Source organism: Kribbella sp. CA-247076 (assembly GCF_050942445.1).
Classification (GTDB): Bacteria; Actinomycetota; Actinomycetes; order Propionibacteriales; family Kribbellaceae; genus Kribbella.
Genome location: NZ_CP192051.1, coordinates 2,449,031 through 2,474,035 on the forward strand (window position 1 = coordinate 2,449,031; position 25,005 = coordinate 2,474,035).

Here is a 25,005-nt window from a genome sequence, read left to right on the forward strand (position 1 = left end):
ATGACCGGTTTGCCTTCCGTAGACGACATCCGCGCCGACCTGCCCGCCGTCCTGGCGCGCTTCCGCGCGGGCCGCACGCGTGCCTTCAGCTTCGGCGCGGGCGTGCCCGAGGCGGTGCTGCTCACGTACGACGAGTTCGAGGACCTCGGCGGTGAGACCAAGTTCACCGTCGGGGCGACGGTGCTCGAGCCGGCCGCCCTGGCCGAGCGGTTGCCGGCCGTGATGGCGGCCGCCCGGGCCGGCTCCGGCGACCCGGTCGTCTGGGGCGAGTCCGGCGAGCCGGAGGCGGTGATCCTGTCGACCGCGCAGTACCGACACCTCCGCGGCGACGACGACCCCCCACCCGGCATCACCGACGACCCCACGGTCCGCCCCTACACAACCCAACCGATGCCAGACAGCCGCCCCCTGAACCTCGACGAGTGGGCGGCCTCGATGGGGCCTGAAACCCAGCAGATCCTGGAGGAGCTGCGCCGGGAGGACAACCCATGAGCGAGCACTACCTGCTCCTGGGCAATCCCGGCTTCGACCTCGACTACCGCCGGCTCGACGCTGCGGCGAGCAGATACCCCACCGGCCCCGAGGCTTGGCTCCGGCGCCAGGTTCTGCGCCATCTGCTGGACCTCTCGAACGGCAAGACCGACGGGCACCATGCGCTTGGGTATGAGCCTGGGAAGGGGGACCTGCGTGATTGTGTGGTCGGGTACGTGCAGTCCGATCCGGAACGGAAGCCTGACTATCGGTTGGTGTTCCGCGAGATCGGCCCCGACGGACCGGGGAAGCTGCCGCGGCGGGAGTTGCTGGCGGTCAAACCGCGGCACGGCTCGAACAACATCTACGCCCACGTCTGCGCCCGCCTGGATCGCCATCCGGCAGACCGGCAGCGCGGGCTCAACCGGTTCGGCGACCGCCCGGCGGACTCGGGCGGGAGCCAGGCGACCCGTCAGGCCGAGCTCGACACCAAGCGCGCGATCGCTCACGCCTGGGCCGGCCAGCAACCGTTGGCGACGTCGCGACCCCTCCAAGTCGGCCCAGGCCCACCGCGCACCTATGCCGAGGCGTCAGGCCGCGGCTGGACACCGGCCCTCACGGCAGCCACGAGCCGAGCGAGTCGGCCACTGCCTGCCACGGCGAGACCCGGCCCCACCGGCTGGCCACCGACGCGCGCCGCCCCGCCGTGGACCCGCGGCTGAGTGCCAGGCCGGGCAACCGTAAGGTGAGCGCGTGTTCGTGGTGATCAGGTTCCGGGTCGCGGAGGCCGAGCAGGCGGAGTTCGCCGTCCGGTTGCAGGCCGCGGTCGACGTACTGCAGCGGCAGAAGGGGTTCGTCACCGCGCGGGCCGGGCGGAACGTCGACGACCCTGAGTTGATCGCGTTGACCATGGAGTGGCTGAACGTGGGCAGTTACCGTCGCGCGCTGTCACCGTACGACGTGAAGCTGGCCGCGGTGCCGTTGCTGTCGCTGGCGATCGACGAGCCCACGGCGTACGACGACCTGCCGGAGTTGCTGCCGTAGCACCGATCTCCGCGTGGATTCCGCCACCGGCCGGTCGGACCGATAGCCTGGACCCTTCCGTATTGCAAAGTGCCGTTACTGGAGTCGCAAAGTGCCCGTGGAAACCGTCGATGCCGTCGTCAGCCTCAGTAAGCGGAGAGGCTTCGTGTACCCGTGCGGCGAGATCTACGGCGGTACCAAGTCGGCCTGGGATTACGGACCGCTCGGTGTCGAGCTGAAGAACAACATCCGCGCCCAGTGGTGGCGGGCGATGGTGACGAGCCGCGACGACATCGTCGGGCTGGACTCGTCGGTCATCCTGCCGACGAAGGTGTGGGAGGCGTCCGGGCACCTGTCCGAGTTCGTCGACCCGCTGACCGAGTGCCAGTCGTGTCACAAGCGGTTCCGCGACGACCACCTGCGTGAGGACTTCGCCCGGCGGAAGAACAAGGACCCCGACGAGGTCAAGCTGGCCGAGATCGCCTGCCCGAACTGCGGTAACAAGGGCACGTTCACCGAGCCGCGGATGTTCAACGGCCTGCTGAAGACCTACCTCGGCCCGGTCGAGTCCGCGGAAGGGCTGCACTACCTGCGCCCGGAGACCGCGCAGGGCATCTTCGTGAACTTCGCGAACGTGATGGGAACCGCGCGGAAGAAGCCGCCGTTCGGCATCGCCCAGGTCGGCAAGAGCTTCCGCAACGAGATCACCCCGGGCAACTTCATCTTCCGGACCCGCGAGTTCGAGCAGATGGAGATGGAGTTCTTCGTCGCCCCCGGCTCCGACGAGGAGTGGCACGAGTACTGGCTGAACGCCCGCTGGGACTGGTACGTCGACCTCGGCCTGAACCCGGACAACCTGCGCCGCTACGAGCACCCGCAGGAGAAGCTCAGCCACTACTCGAAGCGTACCGTCGACATCGAGTACCGGTTCAACTTCGGCGGCAAGGAGTTCGACGAGCTCGAAGGCATCGCGAACCGGACCGACTTCGACCTGACCACGCACTCCAAGCACTCCGGCGCCGACCTGTCGTACTTCGACCAGGAGAAGGGCGAGCGCTGGACGCCGTACGTGATCGAGCCGGCGGCCGGGCTGACCCGCAACGTGCTCGCGTTCCTGCTCGACGCGTACACCGAGGACGAGGCGCCGAACGCCAAGGGCGGTGTGGACAAGCGGACGGTGCTGCGGTTCGACCCGCGACTGGCCCCGGTCAAGGCGGCCGTGCTGCCGCTGTCGCGGAACGCCGAGCTGTCGCCGAAGGCCAAGGATCTGGCCGGTGAGCTCCGGAAGAACTGGAACGTCGACTTCGACGACGCCGGCGCGATCGGCCGCCGCTACCGCCGCCAGGACGAGATCGGCACGCCGTACTGCATCACCGTCGACTTCGACACCCTCGACGACCAGGCCGTGACGATCCGGGAACGCGACTCGATGAAGCAGGAGCGGGTCGCGCTCACCGAGGTCACCGGCTACCTCGCCCAGCACCTGGTGGGTTGCTGACGATGCGCTTCCTGTCGGCACGTCACCTGCGGTTCGGGCTGACCGTCTTCGGGCTGTCGGCGGTTGCGGTGTTCGGGCTGACCGCGTGCTCGGACAGCGACCCGGAGGCGGGCAGCGGTAACCCCGCCGCCACCCCTTCCGCGTCCGCGCCGTCCAGCGCGCCGATCCCGACCCCCACCACGCCGTCGCTGACCCCGCTGCCGACTCCGTCGAAGCCGTGGCCGACGCCGAAGGTCACCGGCGAGCCGGAGAACGACGCCCCGCTGGCCGAGCGGATCCAGTTCGCGATCGCCGAGCAGGCACAGATCGCGGCCGGCAAGGCCGCCGCCACGACGGTGAAGTGCCCGGGGATCTCGGAGGCCGACAAGCCCGGCAAGCACGAGCTCACCTGCACGGTCACGTACGCCGGGAAGCCGTACAGCGGCACGTTGACGGTCGACGCGAAGACGTACTCGGCGTCGTACAAGTTCACCTCGGAGTCGGTCGCGATCGTCAAGCCGAAGGTGGTCGACGCTGTGCTGCGGAAGGCGCCAGGTGCGGCCAAGGTGACCTGCACGATGGATGATGTTGCCGTGGTCAAGCATTCCGGTGAGCCGATCGCGTGCGACGTCACCACGACGGAGAACGCGGTGCAGCCCTACACGGCACAGGTCTCGGGCAACGGCCAGGTCCTGGTGGCGAAGGCCTGACCGTGCCGACCTCATCCGCACCCCACCACCCCGGGCTGAAGCTGGGCAACCTCGCCATCGACACGCCCGTCGTGCTCGCGCCGATGGCCGGCATCACGAACGCGGCGTACCGGCGGCTGTGCGCGGAGCAGGGTGCCGGGCTGTACGTGTGCGAGATGATCACCTCACGCGGCATCGTCGAAGGCGACCAGAAGTCTCTCGACATGCTCACGTTCGACGAGCGCGAGACGGTCCGCTCGGTGCAGCTGTACGGCGTCGACCCGGTCTACATCGGCCGCGCCGTCCAGATCCTGTGCGACCAGTACGGCGTCGCGCACATCGACCTGAACTTCGGCTGCCCGGTCCCGAAGGTCACCCGCAAGGGCGGCGGCGCGGCGCTCCCGTGGAAGCGCAACCTGCTCGGCGCGATCCTCGAGTCGGCGGTCCGTGCTGCGACCCCGTACGGCGTACCCGTGACGATGAAGACGCGGATCGGGATCGATCACGCGCATCAGACGTACCTCGACGCCGGGCGGATCGCCGAGGAGTCCGGTGCGGCGGCGATCGGGCTGCACGGGCGGACGGCGGCGCAAGCGTACTCGGGGCAGGCCGACTGGTCGACGATCGCTTCGCTGGTGGAGCACGTGAGCATCCCGGTGCTCGGCAACGGTGACATCTGGGAGGCCGGGGACGCGTTGCGCATGGTCGCGGAAACGGGCTGTGCCGGGGTGATCGTCGGGCGCGGATGTCTGGGGCGGCCGTGGTTGTTCCGCGATCTCGCGGTCGCCTTCGCCGGAGGTGAGGCGCTGAACTTGCCGACTCTCGGCGAGGTCGCGGTCGTCATGCGGCGGCACGGCGAGTTGCTGGCCGACTTGATGGGGGAGCAGCGCGGGCTGCGCGACTTCCGCAAGCACGTCCCGTGGTACCTGAAGGGCTTCCCGGCCGGCGGCGAGCTCCGCGCCGCCCTCGGCATGGTCGAGTCCCTCGCCCAACTGGACGACCTCCTCGCCCAACTCGACCCCACCGTCCCCTTCCCGGTCGCCGAGCTCGGCGCCCCCCGCGGCCGCCAGGGCAGCCCCCGCGACCACGTCGTACTCCCCGAAGGCTGGCTGAACGACACCGACGGCCTCACCACCGACCTCACCGCCGCCGAACTAGGCATCTCCGGCGGCTGACCAACCACCCTACCACGGCCCGCGCAGGAGATCCGTAGTTATTGTGGAGTCCAGGGTTATTGGCTGTGGTGGATCGGGGTTGTGATGGGTGATGCGCCTAGTGGTGGGGATCTTTCGCGGTTGCGGCAGCTGAATGCCTTGGGTGTGTTGCGGGTTCTGCGGGACGAGCGGCCGCTGACGTTGACGGAGTTGGCGCGACGAACGGGTTTGTCTCGGGCTTCGACCGAAGATGTGGCTCGGGAGTTGTTGGCTCGGGGGTGGGTGGCGGAAGTTGCGCCGGAGGCGGGGACGGTGGGGCGGCCGGCTCGGCGGTATCGGTTTCGGGCTGATGCCGGGCGGATCCTGGGTGTGGACGTGGGCGGGCACAAGGTGCTTGCCATGGTCACCGATCTCGAAGGGGTCGTCCTGCAGCAGACTCGGGTGGCGGTGAGTGCGCGGGTCGGGCGGCGGGAGCGGTTGGCAAAGCTGGACGACTGCGTACGTCGGACGCTGGCTGCGGCCGGCGTGCGGCCTGAGCAGGTCTGGTCGACCGGGGTCGCGACAACCGGGCTCGTCGACGGGACCGGCAAGGTGATGTTGTCGGACTCGGTGCCGGAGTGGACCGGGGTCGACCTGGCGGGGCATCTTCGTCGGCTGGTTGCGGCGCCGGTTCGGGTGGAGAACGACTGCAAGCTCGCCGCGCTCGCGGAGTCGTGGCGGGGCGTGGCGCGGCATGCCGGAAACGTCGTGTTCCTGCTCGCCGGTCTGCGGACCGGGGCCGGGTTGATCATCGACGGGAAGTTGCATCGGGGATTCTCCAACGCGGCGGGCGAGATCGGTGCGCTGCCGGCCGCCGGCTGGTTGCGTGCCCCGCAGCACCTGAACGACTGGCTGGTCGCCAACCACCCGCCCGGAACAGAACGTGCTGAGTACGCCGGTGACGATGTGGAGCCGGTGTTCTTGGCGGCTCGGGACGGGGAGCGGGGCGCGGCGCGGGCAGTCCGGGGATATGTGCGGGATATCGCGGTCGGGGCGTCGGCGTTGGTGCTGATGCTCGATCCGGAGTTGGTGGTGATCGGAGGCGGGTTCTCGCGGTCGGCCGACGTACTGGTGGAGCCGCTGCGGCGTGAGCTCGATCGGTGGTGTCTGCGGACGCCGGAGATCCGGGTGTCGGAGTTCGGTGACGAGGGGGTGGCGCTCGGCGCGGTGCGGCTCGCGCTCGAGGAGGTCGAGGCGACGAGGTACGACGGCAACCTGCCGAGAGACGCCGCCGAGGTCTTGACATAGTTTTCCTGGAGTCCATGATTATTCGCAGGACGCCCCGGGAGGACCGATCATGAGACGGCTCGTCACGCTCGTTGCCCTCGTCAGTCTGCTGTTCGCGCCTCAGGCCGCGGCGGCGCACGGCCCCGGGTCGGAGTCGACCCGCACGTACGCGCCGTCCGATGCGGTGATCGCGAACCAGGAGCGCGGCTTCTACCACCACACCGAGACGCACTACCGCGCCGACGGCACCGGCTACACGCCGCTCGACGTCGCGACCCTGCGCGGCTACCGCACGCAGGAGAACATCACGCAGATCCTCCGCGTCTTCTACCTGGAGAAGTTCGCCGGCCAGGACAAGCTAAATCCCGCGTACCTCGACCTCGTGCGCGCGGACTTCCGGACGATCCGCGCGGCCGGTGTGAAGGCGATCATCCGGTTCGCGTACGCGCAGCCGCCCGGCTGGCCGCCGACGATCCCGTACGGCGACGCGCCGGTCAACCGCGTGCTCAAGCACATCGCCCAGTTGACGCCGGTACTGCGGGAGAACGCGGATGTGATCGCGGTCGTGCAGTCGGGGTTCGTCGGCCTGTGGGGTGAGGGCTACTACACCGACCACTTCGCCGACCCGCAGGACCCGAGCCAGGTCTCGGACCAGAACTGGGCGGACCGCCGCGCGGTCGTCATGGCGTTGCTCAAGGCGTTGCCGAAGGACCGGATGATCCAGGTGCGGACGCCGTACATGAAGCAGCGGATGCTCGGCGTACCGACCGGAACCGAGGGTGGTCTGACTGCGGAGCAGGCGTACAACGGTACGCCGGTGGCGCGCGTGGGTCACCACAACGACTGCTTCCTGGCCAGCCCGGACGACTTCGGGACGTATCTGAGCGACCCGGTCGAGCTGGACAAGGATTTCGTTGCCCAGGACACCAATTACGTACCGGAGGGCGGCGAGACGTGTGCGGTCAACCCGCCGAGGTCGGAGTGGGCGTCTGCCGCGGCGGAGATGGCGCGGTTGCACTTCTCGTACCTGAACATCGACTACAACAAGGACGTGCTGAACAGCTGGGGTGAGAACATCACGATCGCCAAGCAGCGGCTCGGCTATCGGTTCGCGCTGACGGAGGGCACGTTCACGAACACCGCGAAGCCGCGTGGCACGGTCGGGGTCGAGCTGGGGATCCGCAACGACGGGTGGGCGGCGCCGTACAACCCGCGTCAGGTCCAGCTGATCTTCCAGGGCGACAAGCACAGCTACCGGGTGACGCTGCCGGCCGATCCGCGGCGATGGGGCGCTGGTACGACGACCGAGCTCGAGCGGAAGGTGTGCGCGCCGGCCGTGCCGGGTCGCTATCGCCTGCTGCTCAACCTCGCCGATCCGGCATCTCGACTGCAGTCACAGGACCGCATGCCGGGGTCGACCGAGACGTACAACTCGGCGTACGCGATCCAGCTCGCCAACGCCGGCACGTGGCAGGCGGCAACGGGCTACAACGACCTCGGCCACACGCTGACCGTGAGCCCGAAGCACCGCGGCGGCTCCTGCGGCAACCTCCCCAAGCCCCAACTGATCCGCTGAGCTCCGGTCTGCTCAGTGGATGAAACACCGCTCATCCACTGAGCGGACCGGGCGGATCGACGTGGTGGTGGTTCACGGTGGGCCGGGGGGCTTCTAAGCTCTGGGGATGGCGAGCAAGCCGGACGAGACGCGTGACGGGGTAGGGCTGACCAACCTGGATCAGCCGTTGTTCGACGAAGCCGACGCGACCAAGCGGGATCTGGTCGAGTATCTGGACGCCGTGCACGAGCGGATCCTGCCGGAGTTGCGGGAGCGGCCGCTGTCGGTGATCCGGATCCGCCCCGGGCAGCCGGCGTTCATGCAGAAGAACGTGCCGAAGTACACGCCCGAGTGGGTGAAGACGGTCTCGGTGTGGGCGGAGGCGTCCAAGCGGGAGGTCTCGTACGCGTTGTGCGACGACCGGCGGACGCTGCTGTGGTTCGCGAACCAGCGGGCGGTCGAGTACCACCCGACGCTGATGCGCGCCGACCGCTGGGATCGAGTGACTCATCTGGTGCTCGACCTGGATCCGCCGGAGGGCGAGACGTTCTCGATGGCGGTGCAGGCGGCGTTCCTGGTGCGGCAGGCGCTGACCGATTCGGGGCTGGCGGGTGCGGTGAAGACGAGTGGGGCGAAGGGCGTGCACGTCTTCGTGCCGATCGACGAGTCGGTGTCGATCGAGGACGCGGCGGCGGCGACGCGGGCGATCGCGGCGCGGGCCGAGCGGGTCGATCCGGACGTGGCGACCACGGCGTACATCAAGGAGGACCGGCACGGGAAGGTGTTCGTCGACTCGACGCGGTCCGGTGGGGCGACTGTGGTTGCGGCATACAGTCCGCGGGTGCGGCCTGGGGCGACAGTGTCGTTTCCGGTCGGGTGGGATGACCTCGACCGAGTCACGCCTCGTGACTTCACGATCCGCACGGCTCCGGAGCTGCTGGGCGACGCCGATCGGTGGGCCGAACAGTTGCCGGCTCCGCAGGCTCTTCCCGAAAACCTGCTGGAGGAGGGTCGCGCGATCCCGGTCGCCCGAGTCGCGGCCATGCACGAGGGCAAACGCCGCAAACGAGCCAAGGAAGCCGCCGAGAAACAGGAAGGTTCGGAGGCCTGAGGTTCGCCGGGGAAGGCCGTCAGGTTTCGGAGGTGGGGGTTAGGTCTAGGGCTTGGTGGCGGATGGTGGGCTGGGGGTGGTTGCGGAGGGCAATGAGCAGGGTGCGCCACTCCGCGGGCCAGCCGGCTCGGGGTGCGGCGGCTGACAGGAGGGTGTGGGCCAGGAGGCCGGAGGCGGGGTCGGTGGCCTGGGTGAGGGTGTCGGCGATGGGGTGAAGGTCTGCCGGGGTCCAGGTTGATTTGGTGGCCGCGAGGCGGTGGCGGAGGAGGTCGGCTGCGGTCTGCGCGGCGAGAAGATTGTCGACAATCGCCAGGTGAAGCTCAGCCACTTCCGATGCTAGGTGCGCAGTCTGGAGTGACGTGGTCAGCAGGCGCAGACGAAGGTGCAGGTAGTCCGCGGTCGTCAGCTCGTCCGCGACCTGCTTCAGGATCGCGCGGACCGGGGCCGACCGGGCGCTCACCTGGTTACACAGCTGTGTGACCAGGTGCGTCAGACGTTGCCGGGCCGGGTGGTCTCGGTCGGCGGTCGCATTCGGCAGGTCGGGATCGTCCTCGAGCCGGACCAGCATACGTACGGCGTCGAGCAACTCGTCGAGCCCGTCCGCGGGGTCCGTGGCGACGATCGTGACGAGCGCCGTGACCGCATCCCGCCAGATCCGGTTGCGCAGGGACAGCTCGCTGACGAAGTCCGCACACACCCGGGCGGCAGCGCGGTTGTACCGCGCCCACTGCCCCAACGCGAGCAGTGCCGGCCCGACAACCTCCGGCTCGCTCCTGGTTGCCACCGCGATCAACAGGTCCGCGTACCGCGACCGATTATCAAGAGGTACGTCGTACGCCCGCCGCTCGGTCAACACCACCGCAGTAGCCGCAGAATCGTGTACCGCTTGCTCCAGCACCGCCCACGCGGCCGCGTCGTACAGCAGGTACTGCGACACCGTGCCGGCGATCGCGCCTCGCACATCCCGATGCGCCGTCGGCCAAGCCTCTGTCAGCAGGGCGCCTGCGCCGGGCGCACGGAGTTCGCCGAGCAGCCGGACTGCCTCCTTGCGCGAGGTGATCTTCCCATCCGACAGGACCGGCTGAAGCAGTCCAGGCAACAGGCTCGGCCGCACGTACCGAGCGGCCCGCGAGGCTGCATACACAGCCACGCGTGCGCGGTCACCACCCGCATGCCCAAGCAACACCGGCAGAGCACGATCCGGCCGACTCGACCGAGCCAACGCCGCGAGCGCAGCCTCCTGCAGCAGCACCTCGTCGCTGGCGAGGAACGGCGACAGGTCAGCTCCCGGCACGCGGCCGAGCGTCTTGACTGCCGCCGCCCGGTACCAGTCGTGCATCCGCTCGTCACGGGCCACGTCGGCGAGCAGTTCGGCGTACCGGGTCTGCTGGCGTGGCAACCACTTGCGTAGTGCGTAGTCAGGCACGTCCCAGGACGTGCTGTTGCGGTCGAAGCGCCGGATGCTGTCCGCGGCGGCGAGCACCGGGTCGAGCAGATCGGTGTAGATCTCGGAGACGAGCCACCACACCGGATGGAAGCGCGCCATCGTGACGTCGCGGTCGAGGATCTGCCGGAGCCGCGCGTACCGGGTTGGCGGCGGATCGAGCCAGTATCGGCACGCCCGGTCGGCGGTGTACTCGTTGTCCGACCACACCGCCTGCTCCAGTACGCCGTGCAGGTGCTCGAGCGACCACCCGCGACGCCCGAACGCCGACGCCACCGTGAAGGCGAGCGAGTACTCCTCACGTTTCGCCGCGGCCTCGATCGCGGGCCGGAGTACGTCGTACACCTCGGACTCCCGGCCGCGCGGGAGATTGTCGACAATCCGATTGAGGTCAATCGTGCCGCGGTTCTCGGACAGCCGGGCATGCGCCTGGAGACCCCAGTCCAGCAAGGCGGTCCGGTCGTTCACTGCGCCTTGTACGACGGCGTGCTCGGCGATCGTGGTGAGCGCCCGACGCGTGGCCCACGACGTGTCGCGTGCGTTCAGCGCATCCGTGAGCAGGTTCTCCAGCGAACCCGTCAGCGCATCGGTGAGGAGCGACGGCGAGATGCGAGCGACCGACTGGAGGAGGCTGCAGCGGACGGTGTCCCGGTCGTTCCGCACCCGCTCGGCCGCCCAGTCGAGCGCCCGCCGAAGCTGATCCGCTCCGCGAGCCGATCCCTGGGCCGATGCCCCGACCGACCCGCCGACGAATCCCTGGGCTGATCGGATGATTGCCTGGTGGACCGACGCTCGCACCGCCGCGTCTGGATCGCGACCATCCGACTCGAGCAGGGCGAACGCCTCGTCGAAGGGCAGGTACCCGGTCAGTGTCCGCCGCAGAGAAGCGGCCTCGCGAACCTTCGGCAGCTCCAGCATCCGGCGGGCCTGGTCGGCACGCAGCCCATGCGGAAGAACGGCCAGCAGCTCCTCCGGCAACACGGCCTGGCGAAGGTCGACCGTCCGGGCGACCGCCTCGAAGACCGCCGTACGACGAGACGGCGCAAGCTCGCGCAGCAGTCGTGCCAGGTCCGGCCAGAGCAGCCGCCCGAGCGCGACCAGTTCGTCGTCCGAGTACCGGTGGAGCCGGCGACGGAACCCAGGAGTGAGCGCCTTCGACAGCACGGGCCGCCGATCGGGAGCGAGCAGCAACTCCAGGACGACGCTTGGCGCACGATCCGTAAGACGCCCGAGTACGTCGAGCACCGCGACCGGCAGGTCGTCCGCCGGCATCGCCGTCCTGATCAGCGAGACGACCGTGGACGGATCGCGGTCGAGCGCCGCGACCACACCGTGCCCGACGCCCTGCCACCACTCGTCCCGATCCTCACCGCTCGGCAGCGTCCGCGTCGCGAAGGCGAGCACCTCCTCGACGTGATGCTTGGCGAGCCGACGCCACCCACCCGGCGACACGCAGTACGCCAGCTCAGGCAGCAGCCGGGCGACCGTCGAGGCCGAGGTCGCCTCGAGCAGACCGGCCGCGGCCACGTCGCCCCAGCGAGCCCGGTGTTCGTCGATGAGCCGGGTCGCGAGCCCTGCACGCCGCGTCCGCCGTATCAGGGAGACGAGTTTGGTCCGTAGGGCCGCGGGGGCGTCGTCGTACAGGATCCGGAGGTCGTCGTCCGAGACGGGGACGCCCCGGCCGACCGCTGCCAAGGCGCGTGACTGGACCGCCGGTTCGGGGTCGTGCAGCAGGCGGGTGATGTACGGGGTATCGCGGGTGACCTCGGCGATCTGGATGCCCAGCGTGCGCTCGAAGGCGTCACCCCGGCCGAGCTCGTCGAGCAGTCCGGTGAGCTGCTCCGCGTGATCGGCGAGCAGCCGCACCCGCTGTCCGTACGAGAGTCCGTCGATCGACCGCAGCAGCTCACCCGTACGCATGCGCCCCATCCTGCCGAGCCCGGGTGTCAGCCACGCGGCGGGGCCGCGTGCTGCGCGAGCTCCGCGAAAGCGTCCGCGAGTCGCGGAAGCGTGTAGTGCGCATTCAGGCCGCTCGGGTTCGGCAGGATCCAGACGCGGGTCTCGCCGATCACCCGGTCCTGCCGGCCGATCCGCGCCGTACGGTCACCGAAGGCGTCCCGGTACGCCGTGACCCCGACGACGGCGAGCCATTCGGGCTGGTAGCGGAGGACCTTCTTCACCAGATTCTCCCCGCCGGCGACGTACTCCGCGCGGGTCAGCTCGTCGGCCCGCGCGGACGGGCGGTCGACCACGTTCGTGATCCCCAGCCGATAGGTGAGCAGCTCGGCCTGCTCCGACGGCTTGAGCTGCCGGGGCGTGAAGCCGCTCAGGTGCAGCGCCGGCCAGAACCGGTTGCCGGGCCGGGCGAAGTGGTGCCCGGTCTCCGCGGACATCAGTCCGGGATTGATCCCGCAGAACAACACCCGCAATCCGTGGTCGACGATGTCCGGAAGCGGCTGCACGCGCCACAGCCTAACCAGCCAGGTAACCGCGCAGCCGCGGCCGTCCCAGTAGGTTGGGCCCATGCCTGACTGGTCTGCGCGGTTGAGTGAGCTGGCGACGGCGGCCGAGGTCCCCGGGGCGGTGCTCGGGATCTGGTACGACGGCGAGACGACGATCGCGCCGTACGGCGTACTGAACACAGCGACCGGGGTCGAGACGACCGCCGACTCGCTGTTCCAGATCGGGTCGATCAGCAAGCCGTGGACCGCGACGATGATCGTCCAGCTGGCGGCTGAGCAGCGACTCGACCTGGACGACCCGGTGGTCAAACTGTTGCCTGAGGCCCCAATCGATCCACGGGTCACGGTCCGGCACCTGCTGACGCACACGAGCGGGATCGACGGCGACGTGTTCACCGACACCGGCCGCGGCGACGACTGCCTGCAGAAGTACGTCGGCCTCCTCGGCGACGTGGACAGTCTGTTCGAGCCCGGTACGGCGTACTCCTACTGCAACGCCGGATTCGTCCTGCTCGGCCGGATCGTCGAGGTCCTCGACGGCCGGACCTGGGACGAGTCGCTCCAGGTCAGGCTGGTCGAGCCGCTCGGCCTGACGAGGACCGTGACGTTGCCGGAGGAAGCGATCCTGCACCGGGTCGCCCGCGGTCACCTGCTGATTGACGGTACGCCGGTCAAGACCTGGCAGCTCCCGCGCAGCATCGGCCCGGCCGGCCTGATCACGCAGAGTGTGGGCGACCTGCTGGAGTTCGCCCGGATGCATCTCGACGACGAGCGGTACGCCGCGATGCAGGAGCCACAGGTCCCGTACGCCGGCGGCATCGGCGGCTTCAGCGACCTCGGTCTGGCCTGGCGGATCTACGACTGGGGCGGCCGCACCCTACTTGGCCACGACGGCATGACGATCTCCCAATTGGCGTTCCTCCGAATCGATCCCGGGGCCCGGCTGGCGATGTGTCTGCTGACCAACTCCGGCCATGGGACGCGCCTGTTCGAACCACTCGCCTCCGAGGTGTTCACGCAGTACGTCGGCGTCGCGCACCCGGAGCCGCCGCAGCCCGCCGACCTCCCGATCGATGACCGGCACGTCGGCCGGTACGAACGCGCCAGCGTGCGGCTGGACGTCGTACGGCGTGACGAGGGACTGGTGATGCGCTACCAGGCGACGGGGGAGCGGCTGGCGTTCGCGGAAGAGCCGGTGCACGAGTACGAGCTGCGTCCGGCGCTGCCTGCCGACGGCAACCACTTCGTCACCCGGGAGTCACCGACGCATCCGTGGGTCCCGGTCACCTTCACCCCGACCCACGTGTTCACATCCGGCCGGGTCACCCCCAAGCGCTGAGATCGCGTGTGCGGTTTGGGGTGACCGAGCTAACGTCGTCAGGGTGACTAGTGCACCTGCTGAACTTCCCCGTAAGGCCGGTGACCTCCGGGCCGCCGGGTACCTACCACGGTCGATCAAGACCGAGATCCGCGACAATCTGCTGAAGGAGCTCCGGGCCGGGCGTGATCCCTGGCCCGGGATCGTCGGATTCACCCGGACGGTGATTCCGCAACTCGAACGCGCCCTGCTCGCCGGGCACGACGTCGTCCTGCTGGGCGAGCGCGGTCAGGGCAAGACCCGGCTGCTGCGCACGCTCGTGGGTCTGCTGGACGAGTGGACCCCGGTAATCGAGGGCGCCGAGCTGCCCGAGCACCCGCTCGACCCGATCACCCCCGCCTCCCGCCGCCGGGCCGCCGAGCTCGGCGACGACCTCCCCGTCGCCTGGCTGCACCGCGACCTGCGGTACGCCGAGAAGCTCGCGACCCCGGACACGTCGGTCGGCGACCTGATCGGCGACGTCGACCCGGTCAAGGTGGCCGAGGGCCGCAGCCTCGGTGACCCCGAGACCATCCACTTCGGGCTGGTGCCGCGCTCGCACCGCGGGATCGTCGCGATCAACGAGCTGCCGGACCTGGCCGAGCGGATCCAGGTCGCGCTGCTGAACGTGATGGAGGAGCGCGACATCCAGGTCCGCGGGTACACGCTCCGGCTGCCGCTCGACGTGTTGCTGGTGGCCACCGCGAACCCGGAGGACTACACCAACCGCGGCCGGATCATCACCCCGCTGAAGGACCGGTTCGGCGCCGAGGTCCGGACCCACTACCCGCTCGACATCGAGGCCGAGGTGGACGTGATCCGGCAGGAGGCCGAGTTCACCGCCGAGGTCGGCGAGCCGCTGCTGGAGGTGCTGGCCCGGTTCGTCCGGCACCTGCGGGAGTCGAACGCGATCGACCAACGGTCCGGGGTGTCGGCCCGGTTCGCGGTGGCCGCGGCCGAGACGATCGCCGCGGCCGCGCTGCGCCGGAGTGCCATTACCGGCGAGGAGCCGGCCGTCGCGCGTCCGGTCGACCTGGAGGCGGTGCCGGCCGTCCTGCGCGGCAAGCTCGAGTTCGAGCCGGGTGAGGAAGGGCGCGAGATCGAGCTGCTCGAGTACCTGCTGCGCCGGTCCGTGGCGGACACCGCGCGGGAGCGGTTCGCCGGGCTCGACCTCGGTCCGCTCGCCCACGCCGTTGCCGAGGGCAACATGGTGACGACCGGTGAGCGCGTGCCCGGCCGGGACGTGCTCGCGGCGCTGCCGGAGCTGCCGGTCCTGCACGACGTGGCCGCCCGGGCCGGCGTCGAGCCGGACGAGTCGCCGGGCCGGATCGCCGCCGCGGTCGAGCTCGCGCTCGAGGCGCTGTACCTGTCCAAGCGGGTGGCGAAGGACGCCGACGACGACACCACGGTGTACGGATGACCTCGATCCCGGAAGGCTGGTCCTACGGTCCGTGGCACGACGGGCCGGATCCGCTCGCCGCGCCCGTCGACCTGCGGGACGCGCTCGACGAGATCGGCCGCGACGTCATGAACGGGTCGTCGCCGCGATCCGCGTTGGAGGAGATGCTCCGGCGCGGCACCCGTAGTACGCAGGGCCTGGACGACCTGACCCGCAGGTTGTGGGAGCGCCGGCGCGAGATCCAGCGGCGGCACAACCTCGACGGCACGCTGCGCGATGTACAGCGGCTGCTCGACGAGGCGCTCGCGGCGGAGCGCCGGGAGCTGTTCCCGAACCCGTCCGACGACGCCCGGTTCAAGGAGGCCGAGCTCGACGCCCTGCCCTCCGGTACGGCGGCCGCCGTCCGGGAGCTGGCCAACTACCAGTGGGAGTCGTCGGAGGCCCGGCAGAAGTACGAGGAGATCCGGGAGCTGCTCGGCCGGGAGCTGCTCGGGTCGCGGTTCGAGGGCATGAAAGAGGCGCTGCAGCAGACCACGCCCGAGGACGTTGCCCGGATCAACGAGATGCTGACCGACCTGAACGCCTTATTGGCCGCGCACGCGCAGGGCCGGGCGGACGTCCCGCAGCTGTTCGACGAGTTCATGGCCAAGCACGGCGAGTTCTTCCCGGAGAATCCACGGAACGTCGACGAACTGATCGACGTACTCGCGCAGCGGGCGGCCGCGGCCCAGCGGATGATGAACTCGATGACGCCCGAGCAGCGGGCCGAGCTGATGGAGCTGTCCCAGCAGGCGTTCGGGAGTTCGCAGCTGGCTCAGCAGCTGGCGCAGCTCGATTCGCAGCTGCAGTCGCTGCGGCCGGGCGAGGACTGGACCGGATCGGAGCGGATGAGTGGTGACGATCCGCTCGGTCTCGCTGAAGGCGCGCGGGCGATGTCGGATCTGGCCGAGCTGGACGCGTTGGCCGAGCAGCTCGCGCAGTCGTACCCGGGGGCACGGCTGGAGGACATCGATCTCGACGCGCTCACCCGGCAGCTCGGCGACGAGGCGACGGTCGACGCGCGTCGGTTGTCCGAGCTCGAGCGTCAGCTGCGTGACCAGGGCCTGCTGGAACGTGCGCCGGACGGGTCGCTGCGGTTGTCGCCGAAGGCCTTGCGGCAACTCGGTCAGACGGCGCTGGCCGACGTACTGCGGTCCGCGCGCGGGTCGGGTGAACGCGACGCGGCCAACGCCGGCGCGGCCGGTGAGCTGAGCGGGTCCACACGCCCGTGGCAGTTCGGCGACACCCAGCCGTGGGACGTGCCGCGGACCGTGCGGAACGCCGTACTGCGGACGGCCACGCGGAGCGGATCGGTCACGCTCGACGTGGCGGACGTGGAGATCGCCGAGACCGAGCACCGGGCCCGGGCCGCGGTCGCGTTGCTCGTGGACACGTCGTGGTCGATGGTGCAGGAGGGCCGCTGGCTGCCGATGAAGCGGACAGCGCTCGCCCTGCATCAGCTCATCTCGACCCGCTACCGCAACGACGCCCTCCAACTGATCACCTTCGGCCGGTACGCCGGGGTCGTCGAGCTCCCGCAGTTGATCGGGATGGAGGGCACCTGGGAGCAGGGGACGAACGCGCATCACGCCCTGCTGCTGGCCGGCCGTCACCTGCGCCGGCACCCGGACGCGCAGCCGGTCGTGCTGATGGTGACCGACGGCGAGCCGACCGCTCACCTGGAGCCCGACGGGATGGCGGAGTTCTCGTACCCGCCTGAGCCGGCCACCTTGCGGAAGACGATCTTCGAGGTGGACCGGTTGGCGAAGCTCGGTGCTTCGCTGACGGTGTTCCGGCTCGGCGACGACCCGCGGCTGAACGCCTTCGTCGACTTGCTCGCCCGGCGCAGCGGAGGCCGGGTGCTCGCGCCCGACCTCGACGGCCTCGGCGCGGCCGTCGTCGGCGACTACCTGAGGACGCGGCGCAAGCTGTAGCAGCAGCCCCAGAAGCAGGGTGTTACCCATCCGAAAGGTGGATAACACCCTGCTTCTGCGTTTCGTCGCCGAACGTGGCACTTGTCTCGCGTTGTCAACGGAGAAAGGGTTTTCCGGCCTTCGACCTGTGGGCAGAGTCACGTCGACAACGTGAGACCAGTGTTCAACTGGACTGGTTTTTGGGCTTACTCTGAAAGCACGCCCCCGCCACCGGAGTCGATGGGCCAGCGGGCCACCTCACCGCGCCGTTGCATCGCCTGAAACCCAGGGAGTGATCGTGCCGAAACTCGTCTACGACTTCGCCGAAGGCAACAAGGACATGAAGGAGCTGCTCGGCGGGAAGGGGGCGAACCTGGCCGAGATGACCAATCTCGGCCTGCCCGTGCCGCCCGGTTTCACCATCACCGCGGAGGCCTGCCGGGCGTACCTGGCGACGGGGTCGGTGCCGCCGGAGCTCGCGGACGAGATCGACCACCACGTCGATGCGCTGCAGCAGCGGATGGGCAAGAAGCTCGGCCAGGCCGACGACCCGCTGCTCGTCTCGGTCCGCTCCGGTGCGGCCGTGTCGATGCCCGGCATGATGGAGACCGTCCTGAACGTCGGCCTCAACGACGACTCGGTGAACGGGCTCGCGCACCAGTCCGGCAATCCGCGCTTCGCCTGGGACGCCTACCGTCGGCTCGTCCAGATGTTCGGCAAGACCGTGCTCGACATGGACGGCGACATCTTCGAGGACGCGATCGAGGCGGCCAAGGAGGCGAAGGGCACCCGCAGCGACCTCGACCTGGACGCGGACGACCTGAAGGCGCTCGTGGACACCTTCAAGAAGGCCGTGCACGACGCGACCGGCAGCGAGTTCCCGCAGGACCCGCGGACCCAGATGGACCTGGCGATCGAGGCCGTGTTCCGGTCCTGGAACGCCGACCGCGCCATCCTTTACCGCCGCCAGGAACGGATCCCGGCCGACCTCGGGACCGCGGTCAACATCTGCTCGATGGTGTTCGGCAACCTCGGCATGGATTCCGGCACCGGCGTCGCCTTCACCCGCGACCCGGCCAGCGGGCAGCCCGGCGTGTACGGCGACTACCTGCAGAACGCGCAGGGCGAGGACGTCGTGGCCGGCATCCGCAACACCGTCCCGCTGGCGGACCTCGAGCAGCTCGACAAGACGTCGTACGACGACCTGATGGCGATCATGGCCAAGCTCGAGGGGCACTACCGCGACCTGTGCGACATCGAGTTCACCGTGGAGCGCGGGAAGCTGTGGATGCTGCAGACCCGGGTCGGCAAGCGGACCGCGGCGGCCGCGTTCCGGATCGCGACCAGCCTGGTCGACGAGGGCGTGATCGACCTGGACGAGGCCCTCCAACGGGTCAAGGGTGCGCAGCTCGCGCAGCTGATGTTCCCGCGGTTCGACGCGGACGCGGACAAGGAGCGGATCACCAAGGCGATCGGCGCCTCGCCGGGCGCGGCCTCGGGCAAGGTCGTGTTCACCTCGGCCGCCGCGGTCGAGGCCGCCGAGAACGGCGACAAGGTGATCCTGGTCCGGCGGGAGACGAACCCGGACGACCTGCACGGCATGATCGCCGCCCAGGGCATCCTCACCAGCCGCGGCGGCAAGACCTCGCACGCGGCCGTGGTCGCCCGCGGCATGGGCAAGACCTGTGTCTGCGGTGCCGAGGAGCTGGACGTGAACGTTGCCCAGGGCACCATCAAGGTCAACGGAACGGTGATCGAGGCCGGCGAGACGATCTCGATCGACGGCACCACCGGCGAGGTGTTCAAGGGCGAGGTCCCGGTCGTCCCGTCCCCGGTCGTGCAGTACTTCGAGGGCACGCTGGCCGCGGACGCCGGTGACGACCTGGTCGCCTCGGTCCACCGGCTGATCACGCACGCGGACGACGTACGTCGTCTCGGCGTACGGACCAACGCGGACACCGCCGACGACGCGGCCCGGGCCCGGCGGTTCGGCGCATCGGGGATCGGCCTGTGCCGGACCGAGCACATGTTCCTCGGCGAACGGCGGGAGTCGGTCGAGCGGCTGATCCTGGCCGACAACGACGCCGACCGCGAGGCCGCGCTCGCCGAGCTGGAGCCGTTGCAGCGTGCGGACTTCCTCGAGCTGCTGTCCGCGATGGACGGACTGCCGGTGACGATCCGGCTGATCGACCCGCCGCTGCACGAGTTCCTGCCGTCGATGGAGGAGCTGGCGGTCAAGGTCGCGCTGGCCCGCGAACGCGGCGAGGAGCCGGGGCACGACGCCGCGCTGCTGACCGCGGTCGAGCGGCTGCACGAGGAGAACCCGATGCTCGGTCTGCGCGGCGTCCGGCTCGGACTCGTCATCCCCGGCCTGTTCGCGATGCAGGTCAGGGCGATCGCGTCCGCGGCGGTCGAGCTGCGCCGACAGGGCAAGGATCCGCAGCCGGAGATCATGATCCCGCTGGTCGGCGCGGTCCAGGAGCTCCACCTGGCCCGGGACGAGGTCGACGCCGTCCTCGCCGAGGTGGGCGTCGAGTGGTCGATCCCGATCGGCACGATGATCGAGCTGCCGCGGGCGGCGGTGATCGCGGACCAGATCGCCGAGGCGGCCGACTTCTTCTCGTTCGGCACCAACGACCTGACCCAGACCACCTGGGGCTTCAGCCGGGACGACGTCGAGGGCGCGTTCTTCTCCCGCTACCTGGAGAAGGGCATCTTCGCGGTGTCGCCGTTCGAGTCGATCGACCGCGAGGGCGTCGGCGCACTCGTCCGTACCGGCGTCGAGCGGGGCCGCGCGACCAAGCCGGACCTCAAGCTCGGCATCTGCGGCGAGCACGGCGGCGATCCGGACAGCATCCACTTCTTCCACGAGGTCGGGCTCGACTACGTCTCCTGCTCGCCGTTCCGGATCCCGGTCGCCCGCCTCGAGGCCGGCCGCTCCGCGCTGGACTGAGGGCGGCTCCCGGCTCGTGCTCACAGCTTTGCGAGCACGAGCCGGTTTCGCCGGTCTACGACCTCGCAGTACGTCGATGTGCTGTCGTCGTACTCGGGTCACGGGGCCTTGACAACCGAGCGGCGTGACGGACTGTACGGCGAGCTCCGCGCTCTCATCGGCGCCGACGGCGGTTCCATCACCAAGCGTTACCCGACTCAACTGTCCGCAGCAATTTCCTTAACCAACCCCTTGCATCCCGGCGCGAACTCCAGTGAAAATAACCGGGCGGGAAGGGCGATCACTCGTCGACTTTCGGGTCTGACCTGAACCAGCCGCTGTGGCGGCTCGTGACTCCCTTCCCGCACCAAATTCCCTGCTGTACTTGGCCGTGTAGGGTTTTCGGCATGGCCCTTTTTGTCGTGCAGCTGCGCTTCGATCTTGCCGAGACCGACCGCCGGTTGGAGGTCCGTCCGGCCCACCGCGAGTACCTCACGTCCCTCAAAGAAGCCGGCAAGCTCGTCGCCGCCGGGCCCTTCACCGACCAGACCGGCGCCCTGCTCGTATACGACGTCGCCGACGAGGCCGAGCTCCGCGACATCCTCGCCAAGGACCCCTACACCCCCGCCAACGTCGCCGAAATCACCACCCTCGCCGAATGGCAACCCCTCTTCCCCCTGAGCTGACCCACCCGACGCCGACTGCATGGACGTTTGAACGGATAACCCTCGAAGTTGCTCCTTCTCCAGCCGAATCAAGAGGGGAGAAGGAGCAAATCCAAGGGTTGTCCCCTCAAACGCACCACGCCGTGCGGCGCCAGGCTGGGCGGGGCAGCTGGGTAGGTCAGGCGTCGGCGGATTCCAGGTTCAGGTGGTCTACGTAGGCCCAGAGCCAGACGAGGGGCGCGAGGACCAGTTCGGGCTCGCCGTCCTCGTCGGCGACGAAGACCATGGACGCCTCGCCGTTGGAGATGTCCTCGATGACCGCGTCGCACACCTCGACCGCGGCGTCGAACGGCAGCAGCCGCGGCCCGTTCTCCCAGCGCGGCTGGGGGAGCGGTAGGACCGGCGCCTCATCGGTGCCGTCGAGCTCGACGGACACCTTCTGCAGCTCCTCGTAAAGGTCGAAGGTGATCAGCCCGGCGAGCGGCCGGCCGTCGAGGCCGATCAGGTACGGGTCGTCGGCACCGTCGCGGAAGTTGTCCCGCAGCTCCGCGAACGCCGCCTTCAGGTCGGTCGCCTCGAGGTACGGCGCCTCGGCCGGCTCCTCCTCCTCGACCTCGACCAACCCGCTGCGCATCTGGTCGAACTGGTGCAGCAGGTCGTTCAGCTCGTCGTACGCGCCACCGCCCGGCGCTTTCTCCGCGCGCGCCTCCAGGTCGCGCAGGTGCTCGACCAACTCGTCCTCGAAGTGCAGCTCGTATCGCGGCAACCCGGGCTCGCGGCCGGAGTTGATCTGCGCGACCAGCTGCGTCGCCACCGGACCGAGCCGCTCGGCGAGCACCTCGAGCGGGGTGGTCGGCTTCTCCTCGTCGTCGTGCGCGCAGGAGTCGTCCTCGACCTTCCCCTCGCTCTCCATCGCGAGCAGCACCTGGAACGCCGGGAACGCGACCAGCGCCGCGGTCGCCATCATCCCGTCGCCGATCAGCATCAGCGGGTTCCCGCCGGCCTCGGTCCGGCGCAGATGGTCGGGCATGAGTACGGCGGCCTGCTCGACGTTCACCTGGCTGGCGAGCGACGACAGCCCGTGGTCGGTGTCGACCCCGAGCAGCTCGACCAGCCGCTCGGAGCTCATGTCGAAGTGCGAGCGCAGGTAGTACCGCAGCCAGCCCGCGTCGACCGGGTTCGCGAGCAGCTCCGCGATCCGGGCCCGGAAGTCGGCCAGGTCGGCGATCGCCAGCACCACCAGGACCGGCTGGTCGCCGTCACCGATGACCAGCGGCCGGGTGTCGCCGTTCTGGAAGCCGTCGATCACCTGGTGCAGGCTGTCCGCCGCCGCCTCCAGCGGCCACGACTCCGCCTCGAACTCGTTCACCACCGCGGCGGAGGTGTCGTCTCGCATCTGCTGGTCCTCTCCGGGTGGCGGCGGGAGTTGGAGGTAACTGTAGGCCGAGAAGGTCTCGACAGTCTGTAGGGGTCTCGGACTTCACTGCACTGTCAGTGGCCAAGTCCGCGGCCCAGTCGGCGGTCCTGTGGTTGGTCGAGGGCGATTGCGGAAGTCGGCGTGACATTGGCTACGCTGGCCACGGCGGGTCGGTGCTGGGGTATCTCACATGTGAGATAAGGTCCCGCGCATGACTGATGACTACCTGAGCCGGATCGGCAATCTCATCCGGGACGCCCGCAAGCACCGCGGGTGGACGCAGGCGCAACTCGCCGACGTGCTGAACACCAGCCAGAGTGCGGTGAACCGGATCGAGAAGGGTCATCAGAACCTCACCCTCGAGATGCTCGCCCGGATCGGCGAGGCCCTCGACTCCGAAATTGTCTCTCTCGGCGGCGGCCCGGTCCACCTCCGCGTGGCCGGTGGCCGGCAGTTGTCCGGCGCGATCGACGTGAAGTCCAGCAAGAACGCCGGTGTCGCGCTGCTCTGCGCCAGCCTGCTGAACAAGGGCCGCACCACGCTGCGCAAGGTCGCCCGGATCGAGGAGGTCAACCGGCTGCTCGAGGTGCTCAACTCGATCGGCGTCCGGACCACCTGGCTGAACGACGCCGGCGACCTGGAGATCGTCCCGCCGGACCGGCTCGACCTGGCCGCGATGGATGCCGAGGCCGCCCGCCGTACCCGCTCCATCATCATGTTCCTCGGCCCGCTCGTGCACCGCGAGGACACCTTCCAGCTCCCGTACGCCGGTGGCTGCGACCTCGGCACGCGGACGGTCGAGCCGCACATGGCCGCGCTCCGGCCGTTCGGCCTGGACGTGAAGGCGACCGGCGGCGAGTACCACGCGGTGGTGAACCGGGCGGTGACGCCGGCCAAGCCGATCGTGCTGACCGAGCGCGGCGACACCGTGACCGAGAACGCGATCATGGCCGCCGCCCGGTACGACGGCGTCACGGTGATCCGCAACGCCAGCTCGAACTACATGGTCCAGGACCTGTGCTTCTACCTCGACCTGCTCGGCGTGCGGATCGACGGCGTCGGCACCACCACGCTGACCGTGCACGGCAAGGCCGAGATCGACGTGGACGTGGACTACGCGCCGTCGGAGGACCCGATCGAGGCGATGAGCCTGCTCACGGCCGCGATCGTGACCGGCTCGGAGATCACCATCCGCCGGGCGCCGATCGAGTTCCTGGAGATCGAGCTCGCGCTGCTGGAGGAGATGGGCCTGGACTACAGCCGCAGCGACGAGTATCTGGCCGAGAACGGCCGGACCCGCCTGGTCGACCTGACCACCCGGCCGTCGCGGCTGCACGCGCCGATCGACAAGATCCACCCGATGCCGTTCCCCGGCCTGAACATCGACAACCTGCCGTTCTTCGCGGTGATCGCGGCGATCGCGACCGGGCAGACGCTGATCCACGACTGGGTGTACGAGAACCGCGCGATCTACCTGACCGACCTGAACAAGCTCGGCGGCCGGGTCAAGCTGCTCGACCCGCACCGGGTGATGGTCGAGGGCCCGACGCACTTCTCCGGCGCCGAGATCATGTGCCCGCCGGCGCTCCGCCCGGCCGTGGTCACGCTGATCGCGATGATGGCCGCGAAGGGTACGTCGGTCCTGCGCAGCGTCTACGTGATCAACCGCGGCTACGAGGACCTGGCCACCCGACTCAACTCGCTAGGCGCTCAGATCGAGACCTTCCGGGACATCTGAACCCTGCAGGAAGGCGACGGCCTCGGCGATCACGTCCGGATCGGTCAGGATCCGGCTGTGGCCGAGGCCGCTGGTCGACCGGAAGCGCGCTCGTGGACCGTAGGCAGTCAGTAGCGCCCGCGCCTGCTGGGGAGTCACCACGTCGTCCTCGTCGTTGTGGATCACCAGCAGGTCGAGGTCGCCGGCGGCCACGGAGAACCTGGTCCAGATCCGGTCGTCGCCGTCGAAGTACCGGCGCTCGATGTTGCGGCGCAGGGCCCGGTTGACCTTCGGGCCCAGACCCAGCTCGTGGCAGAAGGCGTCCGCCAGGTAGCCGAACTCGGCCACGCCGCTGATCGTGACCAGCCGGCGGGCGGCAACGCCCTCGCGGACGGCGTACAGGGCGAACGGTACGCCGAGGGAGTGGGCGACCACGCCCTCGAACGGACCGTGACGATCGGCCAGGCCGCGGATGATGCGCTGGTGGCCGAGGATCGACACGATCGGCCCGGGTGAGTCGCCGTGCCCGGGCGCGTCGTACGAGACCGGGCTGTAGCCGAGGTCGAGCAGCCGGGCGACGAAACCGGCGTACCTGGAGGCGCGGGAGCGCCAGCCGTGGACGAGCAGGATCGGCCGGCGGCCGTCACCCCAGGCGTAGGTGACGGTCCCGTCGACGACCTCGACCCGGGCGGCCGCGTGGATCGCCCGCTCGGACTCGCGCAGCCGGCCGCGGGCCAGCGGACGGCGCCACAACTCGAAGGTGAGCCGGCCGGCCAGCGGCGGTGAGAACAATCCGACTGTCGACAATCCTGCGCTGACCAGCTTCTTCATGCCGCTCCTCGACTGGTAATTATACGAACGGTCGTATTATTAGTTTGGGATGGAGCCGGCGTCAACAGCATTAGGATCGGGAG

At 69.5% G+C, this 25,005-nt stretch carries 19 protein-coding genes and 1 pseudogene; 16 read left to right on the plus strand and 4 right to left on the minus strand.

The annotated features are described in order from the left end of the window. The 10 genes and pseudogenes from ACQPYZ_RS11840 (at nt 1) to ligD (ending at nt 8,746) form a co-directional block, all read left to right on the plus strand. Nucleotides 1-492 carry a hypothetical protein gene (locus tag ACQPYZ_RS11840; RefSeq protein ID WP_433167528.1) on the plus strand — a complete coding sequence of 164 codons (492 nt, stop codon included), beginning with the start codon at nt 1-3 and terminating at the stop codon, nt 490-492. Then, nucleotides 489-1,193 (plus strand): hypothetical protein, encoded by a 705-nt coding sequence (locus ACQPYZ_RS11845; protein WP_433167529.1) that lies wholly within the window; start codon nt 489-491, stop codon nt 1,191-1,193. Before ACQPYZ_RS11840 ends, ACQPYZ_RS11845 begins: the two co-directional genes overlap by 4 nt. Nucleotides 1,194-1,224: 31 nt before the next feature. Then, nucleotides 1,225-1,515: an antibiotic biosynthesis monooxygenase family protein gene (locus ACQPYZ_RS11850; protein WP_433167530.1), complete on the plus strand. Its 291-nt coding sequence runs from the start codon at nt 1,225-1,227 to the stop codon at nt 1,513-1,515. A 91-nt stretch (nt 1,516-1,606) separates the two neighbouring features. Beyond that, a complete protein-coding gene (locus ACQPYZ_RS11855; RefSeq protein ID WP_433167531.1) occupies nt 1,607-2,992 on the plus strand; it encodes a glycine--tRNA ligase in 1,386 nt (461 codons plus the stop codon). Between the two features lie 2 nt (nt 2,993-2,994). Then, nucleotides 2,995-3,681: a hypothetical protein gene (locus ACQPYZ_RS11860; RefSeq protein ID WP_433167532.1), complete on the plus strand. Its 687-nt coding sequence runs from the start codon at nt 2,995-2,997 to the stop codon at nt 3,679-3,681. Nucleotides 3,682-3,764: 83 nt separating this feature from the next. Next, nucleotides 3,765-4,835: a tRNA dihydrouridine synthase DusB gene (dusB, locus tag ACQPYZ_RS11865; protein ID WP_433169666.1), complete on the plus strand. Its 1,071-nt coding sequence runs from the start codon at nt 3,765-3,767 to the stop codon at nt 4,833-4,835. 84 nt (nt 4,836-4,919) lie between these two features. After that, nucleotides 4,920-5,051, plus strand: a pseudogene (locus ACQPYZ_RS11870) (helix-turn-helix domain-containing protein); the annotation flags it as partial. A gap of 162 nt (nt 5,052-5,213) precedes the next feature. Then, on the plus strand, nt 5,214-6,101 hold the full coding sequence (locus tag ACQPYZ_RS11875) for an ROK family protein (RefSeq protein ID WP_433169668.1): 888 nt from the start codon (nt 5,214-5,216) through the stop codon (nt 6,099-6,101). Between the two features lie 49 nt (nt 6,102-6,150). Continuing rightward, the gene (locus tag ACQPYZ_RS11880; RefSeq protein WP_433167533.1) at nt 6,151-7,656 is read left to right on the plus strand and encodes a DUF4832 domain-containing protein; all 1,506 of its coding nucleotides are present in this window, start codon (nt 6,151-6,153) and stop codon (nt 7,654-7,656) included. A 106-nt stretch (nt 7,657-7,762) separates the two neighbouring features. Beyond that, nucleotides 7,763-8,746, plus strand: coding sequence for a non-homologous end-joining DNA ligase (ligD, locus tag ACQPYZ_RS11885; RefSeq protein ID WP_433167534.1), 984 nt, complete (start codon nt 7,763-7,765; stop codon nt 8,744-8,746). A gap of 19 nt (nt 8,747-8,765) precedes the next feature. On the opposite strand, the gene ACQPYZ_RS11890 is transcribed toward ligD, so the two are convergent. Beyond that, nucleotides 8,766-12,110: a hypothetical protein gene (locus ACQPYZ_RS11890; RefSeq protein WP_433167535.1), complete on the minus strand. Its 3,345-nt coding sequence runs from the start codon at nt 12,108-12,110 to the stop codon at nt 8,766-8,768. A 26-nt stretch (nt 12,111-12,136) separates the two neighbouring features. Beyond that, complete coding sequence (gene mug / locus ACQPYZ_RS11895; protein ID WP_433167536.1) at nt 12,137-12,652, minus strand: G/U mismatch-specific DNA glycosylase; 516 nt, start codon at nt 12,650-12,652, stop codon at nt 12,137-12,139. 61 nt (nt 12,653-12,713) lie between these two features. Between mug and ACQPYZ_RS11900 the strand changes: the two genes are divergently transcribed. The 5 genes from ACQPYZ_RS11900 (at nt 12,714) to ACQPYZ_RS11920 (ending at nt 20,978) form a co-directional block, all read left to right on the plus strand. Beyond that, nucleotides 12,714-13,991: a serine hydrolase domain-containing protein gene (locus tag ACQPYZ_RS11900; RefSeq protein ID WP_433167537.1), complete on the plus strand. Its 1,278-nt coding sequence runs from the start codon at nt 12,714-12,716 to the stop codon at nt 13,989-13,991. 43 nt (nt 13,992-14,034) lie between these two features. After that, nucleotides 14,035-15,429 (plus strand): sigma 54-interacting transcriptional regulator, encoded by a 1,395-nt coding sequence (locus ACQPYZ_RS11905; protein WP_433167538.1) that lies wholly within the window; start codon nt 14,035-14,037, stop codon nt 15,427-15,429. Further along, nucleotides 15,426-17,381 carry a vWA domain-containing protein gene (locus ACQPYZ_RS11910; protein WP_433167539.1) on the plus strand — a complete coding sequence of 652 codons (1,956 nt, stop codon included), beginning with the start codon at nt 15,426-15,428 and terminating at the stop codon, nt 17,379-17,381. Before ACQPYZ_RS11905 ends, ACQPYZ_RS11910 begins: the two co-directional genes overlap by 4 nt. A 274-nt stretch (nt 17,382-17,655) precedes the next feature. Then, nucleotides 17,656-20,313, plus strand: coding sequence for a pyruvate, phosphate dikinase (gene ppdK, locus ACQPYZ_RS11915; RefSeq protein WP_433169670.1), 2,658 nt, complete (start codon nt 17,656-17,658; stop codon nt 20,311-20,313). Nucleotides 20,314-20,699: 386 nt separating this feature from the next. Then, nucleotides 20,700-20,978: a YciI family protein gene (locus tag ACQPYZ_RS11920; RefSeq protein WP_433167540.1), complete on the plus strand. Its 279-nt coding sequence runs from the start codon at nt 20,700-20,702 to the stop codon at nt 20,976-20,978. Between the two features lie 157 nt (nt 20,979-21,135). On the opposite strand, the gene ACQPYZ_RS11925 is transcribed toward ACQPYZ_RS11920, so the two are convergent. Then, complete coding sequence (locus tag ACQPYZ_RS11925) at nt 21,136-22,353, minus strand: hypothetical protein (RefSeq protein WP_433167541.1); 1,218 nt, start codon at nt 22,351-22,353, stop codon at nt 21,136-21,138. A 232-nt stretch (nt 22,354-22,585) separates the two neighbouring features. Here ACQPYZ_RS11925 and ACQPYZ_RS11930 point away from each other — a divergent pair, with 232 nt between their 5' ends. Beyond that, nucleotides 22,586-24,112, plus strand: a complete 1,527-nt coding sequence (locus ACQPYZ_RS11930; RefSeq protein ID WP_433167542.1) for a UDP-N-acetylglucosamine 1-carboxyvinyltransferase — start codon at nt 22,586-22,588, stop codon at nt 24,110-24,112. On the opposite strand, the gene ACQPYZ_RS11935 is transcribed toward ACQPYZ_RS11930, so the two are convergent. After that, entirely contained in the window at nt 24,077-24,922 is an 846-nt protein-coding gene (locus ACQPYZ_RS11935) for an alpha/beta fold hydrolase (protein WP_433167543.1), read from the minus strand. The genes ACQPYZ_RS11930 and ACQPYZ_RS11935 overlap by 36 nt on opposite strands. Between the last annotated feature and the right edge of the window lie 83 nt (nt 24,923-25,005).